Source organism: Pseudomonas sp. FP1742, from assembly GCF_030687145.1.
In the GTDB taxonomy this organism is placed as follows: domain Bacteria; phylum Pseudomonadota; class Gammaproteobacteria; order Pseudomonadales; family Pseudomonadaceae; genus Aquipseudomonas; species Aquipseudomonas frederiksbergensis_D.
In genome coordinates this window covers 5,965,918-5,977,861 of the sequence record NZ_CP117460.1, presented here as the reverse complement: position 1 = coordinate 5,977,861, position 11,944 = coordinate 5,965,918, and the positions used below count along the sequence as shown (strand labels likewise).

At 54.8% G+C, this 11,944-nt stretch carries 11 protein-coding genes, 4 tRNA genes and 1 rRNA gene; all 16 read left to right on the top strand.

Annotated features, from left to right (window positions below; all coding sequences use genetic code 11):
- The first annotated feature begins 32 nt into the window (after positions 1-32).
- Positions 33-148, top strand: a 5S ribosomal RNA gene (rrf, locus tag PSH64_RS27200).
- A 135-nt stretch (positions 149-283) separates the two neighbouring features.
- A complete protein-coding gene (gene birA, locus PSH64_RS27195; RefSeq protein ID WP_105349168.1) occupies positions 284-1,243 on the top strand; it encodes a bifunctional biotin--[acetyl-CoA-carboxylase] ligase/biotin operon repressor BirA in 960 nt (319 codons plus the stop codon).
- Positions 1,233-1,982, top strand: coding sequence for a pantothenate kinase (locus PSH64_RS27190; RefSeq protein WP_105349165.1), 750 nt, complete (start codon positions 1,233-1,235; stop codon positions 1,980-1,982). The genes birA and PSH64_RS27190 overlap by 11 nt, the downstream gene beginning before the upstream one ends.
- Before the next feature lie 7 nt (positions 1,983-1,989).
- Positions 1,990-2,430 (top strand): hypothetical protein, encoded by a 441-nt coding sequence (locus PSH64_RS27185; RefSeq protein ID WP_105349162.1) that lies wholly within the window; start codon positions 1,990-1,992, stop codon positions 2,428-2,430.
- Between the two features lie 143 nt (positions 2,431-2,573).
- Positions 2,574-2,658, top strand: a tRNA-Tyr gene (locus PSH64_RS27180).
- A 25-nt stretch (positions 2,659-2,683) separates the two neighbouring features.
- Positions 2,684-2,757: transfer RNA gene (locus PSH64_RS27175), tRNA-Gly, on the top strand.
- Positions 2,758-2,783: 26 nt separating this feature from the next.
- Positions 2,784-2,859: transfer RNA gene (locus tag PSH64_RS27170), tRNA-Thr, on the top strand.
- A gap of 84 nt (positions 2,860-2,943) precedes the next feature.
- A complete protein-coding gene (gene tuf, locus PSH64_RS27165; protein WP_003186103.1) occupies positions 2,944-4,137 on the top strand; it encodes an elongation factor Tu in 1,194 nt (397 codons plus the stop codon).
- A gap of 53 nt (positions 4,138-4,190) precedes the next feature.
- A tRNA-Trp gene (locus tag PSH64_RS27160) sits at positions 4,191-4,266 on the top strand.
- Positions 4,267-4,311: 45 nt separating this feature from the next.
- A complete protein-coding gene (gene secE, locus PSH64_RS27155) occupies positions 4,312-4,680 on the top strand; it encodes a preprotein translocase subunit SecE (protein WP_105349120.1) in 369 nt (122 codons plus the stop codon).
- A gap of 9 nt (positions 4,681-4,689) precedes the next feature.
- A complete protein-coding gene (gene nusG, locus PSH64_RS27150) occupies positions 4,690-5,223 on the top strand; it encodes a transcription termination/antitermination protein NusG (RefSeq protein ID WP_007933727.1) in 534 nt (177 codons plus the stop codon).
- A gap of 117 nt (positions 5,224-5,340) precedes the next feature.
- Complete coding sequence (gene rplK / locus PSH64_RS27145) at positions 5,341-5,772, top strand: 50S ribosomal protein L11 (protein ID WP_007933726.1); 432 nt, start codon at positions 5,341-5,343, stop codon at positions 5,770-5,772.
- Positions 5,772-6,467 (top strand): 50S ribosomal protein L1, encoded by a 696-nt coding sequence (rplA, locus tag PSH64_RS27140; protein ID WP_007933725.1) that lies wholly within the window; start codon positions 5,772-5,774, stop codon positions 6,465-6,467. Before rplK ends, rplA begins: the two co-directional genes overlap by 1 nt.
- 198 nt (positions 6,468-6,665) lie before the next feature.
- On the top strand, positions 6,666-7,166 hold the full coding sequence (rplJ, locus tag PSH64_RS27135; RefSeq protein ID WP_007933724.1) for a 50S ribosomal protein L10: 501 nt from the start codon (positions 6,666-6,668) through the stop codon (positions 7,164-7,166).
- An 80-nt stretch (positions 7,167-7,246) separates the two neighbouring features.
- Positions 7,247-7,612, top strand: a complete 366-nt coding sequence (rplL, locus tag PSH64_RS27130) for a 50S ribosomal protein L7/L12 (protein WP_105349123.1) — start codon at positions 7,247-7,249, stop codon at positions 7,610-7,612.
- 220 nt (positions 7,613-7,832) lie between these two features.
- Positions 7,833-11,906, top strand: coding sequence for a DNA-directed RNA polymerase subunit beta (gene rpoB, locus PSH64_RS27125; RefSeq protein ID WP_018925655.1), 4,074 nt, complete (start codon positions 7,833-7,835; stop codon positions 11,904-11,906).
- The last annotated feature ends 38 nt before the right edge of the window (positions 11,907-11,944 follow it).

The window sequence follows — 11,944 nt, the reverse complement described above, 5'->3', positions numbered from 1 at the left end:
AAGCGTCGAAAGACGGTTCGGTACCCGAATTTCTTGACGACCATAGAGCATTGGAACCACCTGATCCCATCCCGAACTCAGCAGTGAAACGATGCATCGCCGATGGTAGTGTGGGGTTTCCCCATGTGAGAGTAGGTCATCGTCAAGATTAAATTCCGAAACCCCTATCTGCGTATGCAGGTAGGGGTTTTGTTTTGCGCGCAGGAAATCTGACCATTAGGGTTTCTATGCAACAGCTCGGGGCATGGCTATCATGCGGGCCTCATTGTGAGGCGAGACTTGCATGCTGACGTTGTTAAAGCTTCTTAAGGATGGCCGATTCCATTCAGGACAAGCCCTGGGCATAGCCTTGGGGGTCAGTCGTAGCGCCGTATGGAAACAGCTTCAGCATTTGGAAGCTGAACTCGGTTTGTCCATTCACAAGGTGCGCGGTCGCGGCTATCAACTGGCTACGCCATTGACGTTACTTGATCCTGTTGAAATAGGCGCGAGGTCGCCTTCTTGTAAGTGGCCCATTCTAGTCTTCGACTCCATTGATTCGACCAATGCTGAAGCCTTGCGCGCTATAGAGCGTGGCCAGGCTGCGCCATTTCTGGTGCTTGCCGAGCGACAGACGGCCGGACGTGGGCGGCGTGGACGCAAGTGGGTGAGTCCGTTCGCAGAAAACATCTATTACAGTCTGGTATTGCGCATCGACGGTGGAATGCGACAACTGGAAGGATTGAGTCTTGTTGTCGGGCTCGCCGTAATGCAGGCCTTGCGAGGGCTTGGTATTTCGGGTGTAGGGTTGAAGTGGCCCAATGATGTTCTGGTTGGTCAGAAAAAGATTGCTGGGATACTGCTTGAATTGGTAGGGGATCCTGCTGATGTGTGTCACGTAGTGATCGGTGTCGGAATCAATGTGAACATGCAGATGACCGATGAGGTTGATCAGCAGTGGACGTCCATGCGACTCGAGTCGGGTAGCGCGATTGATCGCAATCAACTGGTTGCGGAGCTGGGTGTGATGCTCCAGGCGTACTTGAGTCGCCACCATGCCGGCGGATTTCCGGCCATACAGGCGGAGTGGGAGCAAAATCATCTATGGCAGGGGCGAGCGGTGTCGTTGATTGCCGGTGTTAGTCAGATAGATGGGACGGTGCTGGGTATCGATAGTCAGGGTGCCCTGCGCTTGAGGGTGAATGGTGTGGAAAAGGTCTTTAGTGGTGGTGAGCTCAGCCTGAGGTTGCGTGATGATTCTTGAGCTCGATTGTGGGAACAGTTTCATCAAGTGGCGGGTGCTTGGTGCGGATTCGCGGCAGGTGGTTGGTGAGGGGGTTGTTGATTCGGATCTTGCGCTGCTGGAGAGCTTGAAGGGGATCAGGGGACTCGCTCTCAAGCATTGTCGGTTGGTCAGTGTCAGAACCGCTGAAGAAACGGCTGCCTTGATCTCTCTCTTAACCGAGGCTTTCGGTGTTTCCGTAGTGTGTGCGACACCGGCTCGTGAAATGTCCGGGGTCCGCAATGGCTATGAGGAGTTCGAGCGACTAGGGCTCGACCGCTGGCTGGCAATGCTCGGAGGATTCCATCTGGCTTCGGGTGCTTGTCTGGTGCTCGACTTTGGTACTGCGGTTACTGCTGATTTTGTTGCTGGGGATGGTAGTCATCTCGGAGGATTCATCTGTCCGGGAATGCCGTTGATGCGTAACCAGTTGCGCACCCATACTCGTAAAATTCGCTATGGCGATCTTGCTGCCGAGCGTGCTTTGGAGAGTCTTGTTCCAGGGCGTACAACTGTCGAAGCGGTTGAACGAGGTTGCTTGTTGATGTTGAGAGGTTTTGTCCTGACGCAGCTAGAGTTGGCTCGCAGCTATTGGGGGGGGGATTTCGCTGTATTCCTCACTGGAGGTGATGCAGATCTGGTCTCTGGTATTGTGCCCGACGCCAGGGTGGTTCCAGACCTGGTGTTTGTAGGGTTGGCTATGGCGTGCCCCTTGTCCTGAGGTTTTTATGCGTTGGTTGTTCCTGCTACTGCTTGTTCTCAATGTGTTCTATTACGTCTGGCATCAACAGGAGGCCCCGCTTCGTGCGAAAGATGTAACCCCCTTGAGTTTGTATCGCGGTTCGCAGCAGGACATTCGTTTGTTGAGCGAAGCGACTGATACTGCTCGAGACAAGGGAAAAAACACGCAGTCGGATGGCAGTTGTCTCTATCTGGGTGGTTCTGCTCGGCAGGAAGTCGCCCAGGCAATCGAGCATCGATTGAGTGGTATGGACATCAAGTTTCAGCCCTTGCCGAAGGATCTCCCTGAATATACGGGTTACTGGGTGCGTGTGACGCCGGAAAGCCGGCGTTTTCTGGATGACTTGCAGCTGCAAAACCTTTCTAAAGAATTCAATGAGTTAAAACATAAAATAATGCCGTGTGAGGGGGTTGCACCTGCCGGATAGTTTGCATAGAATGGCGCCCGCTTCGCAGTGAAGACCTTTTAAGGGTTAACGGTGCGAAGCGAGGTCAACGCAGCTAACCTCAGGTTTTTAATGAGAAAATGCTTGACAGAAGGCTGGCATGATATAGAATGCCGGCTCGCTTAGGAGGGGTTCCCGAGCGGCCAAAGGGATCAGACTGTAAATCTGACGTCTACGACTTCGAAGGTTCGAATCCTTCCCCCTCCACCAGATTTTAGCGTGAGCTGCAAGCTCCGCGGGTATAGTTTAGTGGTAGAACCTCAGCCTTCCAAGCTGATGATGCGGGTTCGATTCCCGCTACCCGCTCCAAGTTTGCAGGTTGTGCAATGTGTTTCGCTCTTGTAGCTCAGTTGGTAGAGCACACCCTTGGTAAGGGTGAGGTCAGCGGTTCAAATCCGCTCAAGAGCTCCATATAACAAGGCAGATATGAAAATATCTGCCTTTGTTTTAATGGCTGATGTTACTTGCTTAATTCTTCTGCTAGGGGTGATTTCGATGGCTAAGGAAAAGTTCGAACGTAATAAGCCGCACGTCAACGTTGGTACCATTGGTCACGTCGATCACGGTAAAACCACTCTGACTGCTGCTCTGACCCGTGTCTGCTCCGAAGTTTTCGGTTCGGCCAAGGTTGACTTCGACAAGATCGACAGCGCCCCGGAAGAAAAAGCTCGCGGTATCACCATCAACACCGCTCACGTTGAATACGATTCGGCCGTGCGTCACTATGCGCACGTTGACTGCCCAGGTCACGCCGACTACGTAAAAAACATGATCACCGGTGCTGCTCAGATGGACGGCGCTATCCTGGTTTGCTCGGCCGCTGATGGTCCGATGCCTCAGACCCGTGAGCACATCCTGCTGTCCCGTCAGGTTGGCGTTCCGTACATCGTTGTCTTCCTGAACAAGGCTGACATGGTAGACGACGCTGAGCTGCTGGAACTGGTTGAGATGGAAGTGCGTGATCTGCTGAGCACTTACGACTTCCCAGGCGACGACACTCCGATCATCATCGGTTCGGCGCTGATGGCTCTGAACGGTCAAGACGACAACGAGATGGGCACCACTGCCGTCAAGAAGTTGGTTGAGACTCTGGACAGCTACATCCCAGAACCAGAGCGTGCTATCGACAAGCCGTTCCTGATGCCAATCGAAGACGTATTCTCGATCTCGGGTCGCGGTACTGTTGTGACTGGTCGTGTTGAGCGTGGCATCGTCCGTATCCAGGAAGAAGTTGAGATCGTTGGTCTGCGCGATACTCAGAAAACTACCTGCACCGGCGTTGAAATGTTCCGCAAGCTGCTCGACGAAGGTCGTGCTGGCGAGAACTGCGGCGTGCTGCTGCGCGGCACCAAGCGTGACGACGTTGAGCGTGGCCAGGTTCTGGTCAAGCCAGGCACCGTTAAGCCGCACACCAAGTTCACCGCAGAAGTTTACGTTCTGAGCAAGGAAGAAGGCGGCCGTCATACTCCGTTCTTCAAAGGCTACCGTCCACAGTTCTACTTCCGTACTACTGACGTGACCGGTAACTGCGAATTGCCAGAAGGCGTTGAAATGGTAATGCCAGGTGACAACATCCAGATGACTGTCACTCTGATCAAAACCATCGCGATGGAAGATGGTCTGCGTTTCGCTATCCGTGAAGGCGGTCGTACCGTCGGCGCTGGCGTAGTAGCTAAAGTCATCGAGTAAATAGTTGTAATGTCTTTTTCGGGCCGGCATAATGGTCGGCCTGATTTTGTTTTAGGTCAGTAGCTCAATTGGCAGAGCGACGGTCTCCAAAACCGTAGGTTGGGGGTTCGATTCCCTCCTGACCTGCCAGATTCACTTGGTGTGTCTGGCTTTCTTTTCACAGGATCTTCATAGATGACTCCTAAAGCTGAAGCTCAAGGCTCTCGCTTCGATCTGCTCAAGTGGCTTGTAGTAGTCGCTTTGGTGGTTGTTGGCGTTGTTGGCAATCAGTATTACTCTGCTTCGCCGATCCTGTACCGCGTACTCGCTTTGCTTGTTATTGCTGCTGCAGCTGCCTTTGTAGGCTTGCAGACAGTCAAGGGCAAGTCTTTCTTTGTACTGGTTAAGGAAGCTCGCACCGAGATTCGTAAAGTCGTATGGCCAACTCGCCAAGAAACCACGCAGACCACGTTGATTGTCGTGGCTGTTGTGCTGGTTATGGCGTTGCTGTTGTGGGGGCTTGATTCCCTGCTCGGCTGGCTTGTTTCCTTGATTGTCGGCTAAGGGTGTCCCGTGGCTAAGCGTTGGTACGTTGTGCATGCTTACTCGGGTTACGAGAAGCATGTCATGCGTTCGTTGATCGAGCGCGTAAAGCTGGCTGGCATGGAAGATGGCTTCGGCGAAATTCTGGTTCCCACTGAAGAAGTGGTTGAGATGCGTAATGGCCAGAAGCGCAAAAGCGAACGCAAATTCTTCCCAGGCTATGTGCTGGTTCAGATGGATATGAATGAGGGTACTTGGCACTTGGTCAAGGATACTCCTCGGGTGATGGGCTTTATTGGCGGTACCGCCGACAAGCCTGCGCCAATCACAGATAAAGAAGCAGAAGCGATTCTGCGTCGTGTTGCTGATGGTAGCGACAAGCCGAAGCCGAAGACTCTGTTCGAGCCAGGTGAGTCGGTACGTGTCAACGACGGACCGTTTGCTGATTTTACCGGCACGGTTGAAGAAGTTAACTACGAAAAGAGCCGAATCCAAGTGGCGGTGCTCATTTTCGGTCGCTCTACCCCGGTAGAGTTAGAGTTCAGTCAGGTCGAAAAGGTCTAGCTGATCAAGCATCCCAACCCCGCAGCCCTAGGCTGTGGGGTTTTGTCGTCACTGGGATAAACGCGCAAGTAACCGGGGAGCCTTTCGAGGCGTTTGAACCCGTAATTGGAGTGCCTCATGGCCAAGAAGATTACCGCTTACATCAAGCTGCAAGTGAAGGCCGCTCAGGCTAACCCAAGTCCACCTGTTGGTCCTGCTCTGGGTCAGCACGGCGTGAACATCATGGAATTCTGCAAGGCTTTCAACGCCCGTACTCAGGGTCTTGAGCCAGGTCTGCCGACTCCAGTGATCATCACTGTCTACAGCGACCGTAGCTTCACTTTCGAAACCAAATCCACACCTGCTTCGGTTCTGCTGAAGAAGGCTGCTGGTCTGACTAGCGGTTCTGCTCGTCCGAACACCGTTAAGGTTGGCACTGTGACTCGTGCTCAGCTGGAAGAAATCGCGAAGACCAAAAACGCGGATCTGACTGCAGCTGATATGGAAGCAGCCGTGCGTACTATCGCCGGTTCTGCTCGTAGCATGGGCCTTAATGTGGAGGGTGTGTAATGGCTAAGCTGACCAAGCGTCAAAAGGCTATCGCCGGCAAAATCGAAGCAGGCAAGGCCTACAACTTTGTAGACGCTGCTGCTCTGCTGTCCGAGCTGTCGACTGTCAAGTTCAGCGAGTCGTTCGACGTTGCTGTGAATCTGGGTGTTGACCCGCGTAAATCTGACCAGGTTGTTCGTAGCGCTACCGTGCTGCCACACGGCACTGGCAAGACCGTTCGCGTTGCTGTGTTCACCCAGGGTCCAGCTGCTGAGGCCGCTCTGGCTGCCGGCGCTGACCGTGTAGGCATGGACGACCTGGCTGCTGAAATGAAAGGCGGCGACCTGAACTATGACGTAGTGATCGCATCCCCGGATGCAATGCGCGTTGTAGGTCAGTTGGGTCAGATCCTCGGTCCACGTGGTCTGATGCCTAACCCTAAAGTCGGCACCGTGACTCCAGACGTAGCTACCGCGGTTAAAAACGCCAAGGCTGGTCAGGTTCGTTATCGCACCGACAAAAACGGCATCATCCACACTTCCGTTGGCAAAGTCGGCTTCGATGCCGTCAAGCTGAAGGAAAACGTTGAAGCCCTGATCGCTGATCTGAAGCGTATCAAGCCAGCTTCCTCGAAAGGTATTTACGTCAAGCGCGTTACCCTGAGCACCACCATGGGTCCAGGCCTGGTCATCGACCAAGGCTCGCTCGACGCGTAAGACACAGATTGGCGCAAGCGATTGCGCCAGTTGAAAGATTGGGGTCCCTGCCTGGCGGGGGCTGTCCAAGACCGTAGGCGACGCAAGTCTTAAACCTCAAGCCTACGCAGATGGTGCTCCCGGTTCCTTACCGAATCAGACACCAAAACGACATCCGGTTTCGACTGGATGAAACGGTAACAAGCAGGAGTTAAACCCGTGGCAATTAAACTCGAAGACAAGAAGGCCATCGTCGCTGAAGTCAACGAGGCTGCCAAAGTCGCTCTGTCCGCTGTCGTGGCTGATGCCCGTGGCGTAACAGTAGGCGCGATGACCGGACTCCGTAAAGAGGCTCGTGAAGCTGGCGTTTACGTACGTGTCGTACGTAACACCCTGCTCAAGCGCGCTGTTGCTGACACTGAGTACAGTGTTCTCAACGACGTGTTCACCGGCCCTACCTTGATTGCATTCTCCAAAGAACATCCGGGCGCTGCTGCTCGTATCTTCAAAGAGTTTGCAAAAGGTCAGGATAAGTTCGAGATCAAGGCAGCTGCGTTCGAGGGCAAGTTCCTCGCAGCTAACCAAATCGACGTGCTGGCAACTCTGCCGACCCGTGACGAAGCAATTTCTCAGCTGATGAGCGTGATTCAAGGCGCAACCAGCAAATTGGCTCGTACTCTGGCGGCACTTCGCGACCAGAAAGAAGCTGCCGCAGCCTAAGGCTGAGCGACTCCTTTCAGCGTTTATTGTTTATTTCGATAGCCGCGTAGGCTGTCACCCCAATACAGGAATTTATAGTCATGTCTCTGACTAACGAGCAAATCATCGAAGCAATCGGCGCGAAATCCGTAATGGAAATCGTTGAGCTGATCAAGGCAATGGAAGAGAAGTTCGGCGTTTCCGCTGCTGCTGCTTCCGCCGGCCCAGCTGTTGCTGCTGCCGTTGTTGAAGAACAAACTGAATTCAACGTCATGCTGACCGAAGCTGGCGAGAAGAAAGTTAACGTGATCAAGGCTGTACGTGAACTGACCGGTCTGGGCCTGAAAGAAGCCAAGGCTGTAGTTGACGGCGCTCCTGCCATGGTTCTGGAAGCTGTTGCCAAAGAAGCAGCTGACAAAGCCAAAGCAACTCTGGAAGAAGCAGGCGCTAAAGTCGAGCTGAAGTAAGCATCGACTTTGCTCCTCCAGCCCGAGCGTTAAGCGAAAGGCTGATGGCTGGTGGCTCTTGCCACCGGCCTTTTTCCGTTATTGGCAGCCGACTGGGTCGGTGCTGATAACGAGCTGTAACCACCCGATGCGGTGGCGCAAACCATGGGGTTTGCACGATTTTCTGGCTGCTCCCGTCGGGAGGGGCCAAACAAGCAGGTGACCAAGCTGGGGAACGCTGATGGCTTACTCATATACTGAGAAAAAACGTATCCGCAAGGACTTTAGCAAGTTGCCGGACGTCATGGATGTGCCGTACCTCCTGGCCATCCAGCTGGATTCGTATCGTGAATTCTTGCAAGCGGGAGCGACTAAAGATCAGTTCCGCGACGTGGGCCTGCATGCGGCCTTCAAATCCGTTTTCCCGATCATCAGCTACTCCGGCAATGCTGCGCTGGAGTACGTCGGTTATCGCCTGGGCGAACCGGCATTTGATGTCAAAGAATGCGTATTGCGCGGTGTAACTTACGCCGTACCTTTGCGGGTAAAAGTGCGCCTGATCATTTTCGACAAAGAATCGTCGAACAAAGCGATCAAGGACATCAAAGAGCAAGAAGTCTACATGGGTGAAATCCCCCTGATGACTGAGAACGGTACCTTCGTAATCAACGGTACCGAGCGTGTAATCGTTTCCCAGCTGCACCGTTCCCCGGGCGTGTTCTTCGACCACGACCGTGGCAAGACGCACAGCTCCGGCAAACTGCTGTACTCCGCGCGTATCATTCCTTACCGCGGTTCGTGGCTGGACTTCGAGTTCGACCCGAAAGACTGCGTATTCGTGCGTATCGACCGTCGTCGCAAGCTGCCTGCATCGGTACTGCTGCGCGCACTGGGCTATACCACTGAAGAAGTGCTGGACGCGTTCTACACCACCAACGTCTTCCATGTGCAGGGTGAAAACCTCAGCCTGGAGCTGGTGCCTCAGCGCCTGCGTGGTGAAATTGCTGTCCTCGATATCCAGGATGACAAGGGCAAGGTTATTGTCGAGCAGGGTCGTCGTATCACCGCTCGCCACATCAACCAGCTGGAAAAGGCCGGGATCAAAGAGCTGCAAGTGCCTCTGGACTACGTCCTGGGTCGCACTACCGCCAAGGTCATCGTGCATCCGGCTACCGGCGAAATCCTGGCAGAGTGCAACACCGAGCTGAACACCGAAATCCTGGCAAAAATTGCCAAGGCCGGTGTTGTTCGCATCGAAACTCTGTACACCAATGATATCGACTGCGGTCCGTTCGTCTCCGACACCCTGAAGATCGACTCCACCAGCAACCAATTGGAAGCGCTGGTCGAGATCTATCGCATGATGCGTCCAGGCGAGCCGCCAACCAAGGACGCTGCCGAGACGCTGTTCAACAACCTGTTCTTCAGTCCTGAGCGCTATGACCTGTCTGCGGTCGGCCGGATGAAGTTCAACCGTCGTATCGGTCGTACCGAGATCGAAGGTTCGGGCGTGTTGTGCAAAGAAGACATCGTCGCGGTTCTGAAGACTCTGGTCGACATCCGTAACGGTAAAGGCATCGTCGATGACATCGACCACCTGGGTAACCGTCGTGTTCGCTGCGTAGGCGAAATGGCCGAGAACCAGTTCCGCGTTGGCCTGGTACGTGTTGAGCGTGCGGTCAAAGAGCGTCTGTCGATGGCTGAAAGCGAAGGCCTGATGCCGCAAGACCTGATCAACGCCAAGCCAGTGGCTGCGGCGGTGAAAGAGTTCTTCGGTTCCAGCCAGCTGTCGCAGTTCATGGACCAGAACAACCCGCTGTCCGAGATCACCCACAAACGTCGTGTCTCTGCACTCGGCCCAGGCGGTTTGACTCGTGAGCGTGCAGGCTTCGAAGTCCGTGACGTACACCCGACTCACTACGGTCGTGTCTGCCCGATTGAAACGCCGGAAGGTCCGAACATCGGTCTGATCAACTCCCTGGCCGCCTATGCGCGCACCAACCAGTACGGCTTCCTCGAGAGCCCGTACCGTGTGGTGAAAGACGCTCTGGTCACCGACGAGATCGTGTTCCTGTCCGCCATCGAAGAAGCCGATCACGTGATCGCTCAGGCTTCGGCCACGATGAACGACAAGAAAGTCCTGATCGACGAGCTGGTAGCTGTTCGTCACTTGAACGAATTCACCGTCAAGGCGCCGGAAGACGTCACCTTGATGGACGTATCGCCGAAGCAGGTAGTTTCGGTTGCTGCGTCGCTGATTCCGTTCCTCGAGCACGACGACGCCAACCGTGCGTTGATGGGTTCGAACATGCAGCGTCAAGCTGTACCGACCTTGCGTGCTGACAAGCCGCTGGTAGGTACCGGCATGGAGCGTAACGTAGCTCGTGACTCCGGCGTTTGCGTCGTGGCTCGTCGTGGTGGCGTGATCGATTCCGTGGACGCCAGTCGTATCGTGGTTCGTGTTGCGGATGATGAAGTTGAAACCGGTGAAGCTGGTGTCGACATCTACAACCTGACCAAATACACCCGCTCCAACCAGAACACCTGCATCAACCAGCGTCCGCTGGTGAGCAAAGGTGATCGGGTTCAGCGTAGCGACATCATGGCCGACGGTCCGTCCACCGACATGGGTGAACTGGCTCTGGGTCAGAACATGCGCATCGCGTTCATGGCATGGAACGGCTTCAACTTCGAAGACTCCATCTGCCTGTCCGAGCGTGTTGTTCAGGAAGACCGTTTCACCACGATCCACATCCAGGAACTGACCTGTGTGGCACGTGACACCAAGCTTGGGCCAGAGGAAATCACTGCAGACATCCCGAACGTGGGTGAAGCTGCACTGAACAAGCTGGACGAAGCCGGTATCGTTTACGTAGGTGCTGAAGTTGGCGCAGGCGACATCCTGGTTGGTAAGGTCACTCCGAAAGGCGAGACCCAGCTGACTCCGGAAGAAAAACTGCTGCGTGCGATCTTCGGTGAAAAAGCCAGCGACGTTAAAGACACCTCCCTGCGTGTGCCTACCGGCACCAAGGGTACTGTCATCGACGTACAGGTCTTCACTCGCGACGGCGTTGAGCGTGATGCTCGTGCACTGTCGATCGAGAAGACTCAACTCGACGAGATCCGCAAGGACCTGAACGAAGAGTTCCGTATCGTTGAAGGCGCCACTTTCGAACGTCTGCGTTCCGCGCTGGTCGGCCACAAAGCCGAAGGCGGCGCCGGTCTGAAGAAAGGTCAGGAAATCACCGACGAAGTTCTCGACGGTCTTGAGCACGGCCAGTGGTTCAAACTGCGCATGGCTGAAGATGCTCTTAACGAGCAGCTCGAGAAGGCTCAGGCCTACATCGTTGATCGCCGCCGTCTGCTGGACGACAAGTTCGAAGACAAGAAGCGCAAGCTGCAGCAGGGCGATGACCTGGCTCCAGGCGTGCTGAAAATCGTCAAGGTTTACCTGGCAATCCGTCGCCGCATCCAGCCGGGCGACAAGATGGCCGGTCGTCACGGTAACAAAGGTGTGGTCTCCGTGATCATGCCGGTTGAAGACATGCCGCACGATGCCAATGGCACCCCGGTCGACGTTGTCCTCAACCCGTTGGGCGTACCTTCGCGTATGAACGTTGGTCAGATCCTTGAAACCCACCTGGGCCTCGCGGCCAAAGGTCTGGGCGAGAAGATCAACCGGATGGTCGAAGAGCAACGTAAGGTTGCTGAACTTCGCACCTTCCTGGACGAGATCTACAACCAGATCGGCGGTCGTAACGAAGATCTGGATAGCTTCTCCGACCAGGAAATCCTGGATCTGGCGAAGAACCTGCGTGGCGGCGTTCCAATGGCCACTCCAGTGTTCGACGGCGCCAAGGAAAGCGAAATCAAGGCCATGCTGAAACTGGCAGACCTGCCAGAAAGCGGCCAGATGCAGCTGACCGACGGCCGTACCGGCAACAAGTTCGAGCGCCCGGTTACTGTTGGCTACATGTACATGCTGAAGCTGAACCACTTGGTAGACGACAAGATGCACGCTCGTTCTACCGGTTCGTACAGCCTGGTTACTCAGCAACCGCTGGGTGGTAAGGCTCAGTTCGGTGGTCAGCGTTTCGGGGAGATGGAGGTCTGGGCACTGGAAGCATACGGTGCTGCTTACACTCTGCAAGAAATGCTCACAGTGAAGTCGGACGATGTGAACGGCCGGACCAAGATGTACAAAAACATCGTGGACGGCGATCACCGTATGGAGCCGGGCATGCCCGAGTCCTTCAACGTGTTGATCAAGGAAATTCGTTCCCTCGGCATCGATATCGATCTGGAAACCGAATAACACGTGACGCGAATCGAGAGCGGGGCTGGATTGCCCGC

What these genes read in the sequence shown, in the direction of transcription:
- rplL (WP_105349123.1), top strand. Translation starts at nt 7,247, where the DNA reads ATGTCTCTGACTAACGAGCAAATCATCGAAGCAATCGGCGCGAAATCC.
- birA (WP_105349168.1), top strand. Translation starts at nt 284, where the DNA reads ATGCTGACGTTGTTAAAGCTTCTTAAGGATGGCCGATTCCATTCAGGA.
- rpoB (WP_018925655.1), top strand. Translation starts at nt 7,833, where the DNA reads ATGGCTTACTCATATACTGAGAAAAAACGTATCCGCAAGGACTTTAGC.
- secE (WP_105349120.1), top strand. Translation starts at nt 4,312, where the DNA reads ATGACTCCTAAAGCTGAAGCTCAAGGCTCTCGCTTCGATCTGCTCAAG.
- rplA (WP_007933725.1), top strand. Translation starts at nt 5,772, where the DNA reads ATGGCTAAGCTGACCAAGCGTCAAAAGGCTATCGCCGGCAAAATCGAA.
- PSH64_RS27190 (WP_105349165.1), top strand. Translation starts at nt 1,233, where the DNA reads ATGATTCTTGAGCTCGATTGTGGGAACAGTTTCATCAAGTGGCGGGTG.
- PSH64_RS27185 (WP_105349162.1), top strand. Translation starts at nt 1,990, where the DNA reads ATGCGTTGGTTGTTCCTGCTACTGCTTGTTCTCAATGTGTTCTATTAC.
- tuf (WP_003186103.1), top strand. Translation starts at nt 2,944, where the DNA reads ATGGCTAAGGAAAAGTTCGAACGTAATAAGCCGCACGTCAACGTTGGT.
- rplK (WP_007933726.1), top strand. Translation starts at nt 5,341, where the DNA reads ATGGCCAAGAAGATTACCGCTTACATCAAGCTGCAAGTGAAGGCCGCT.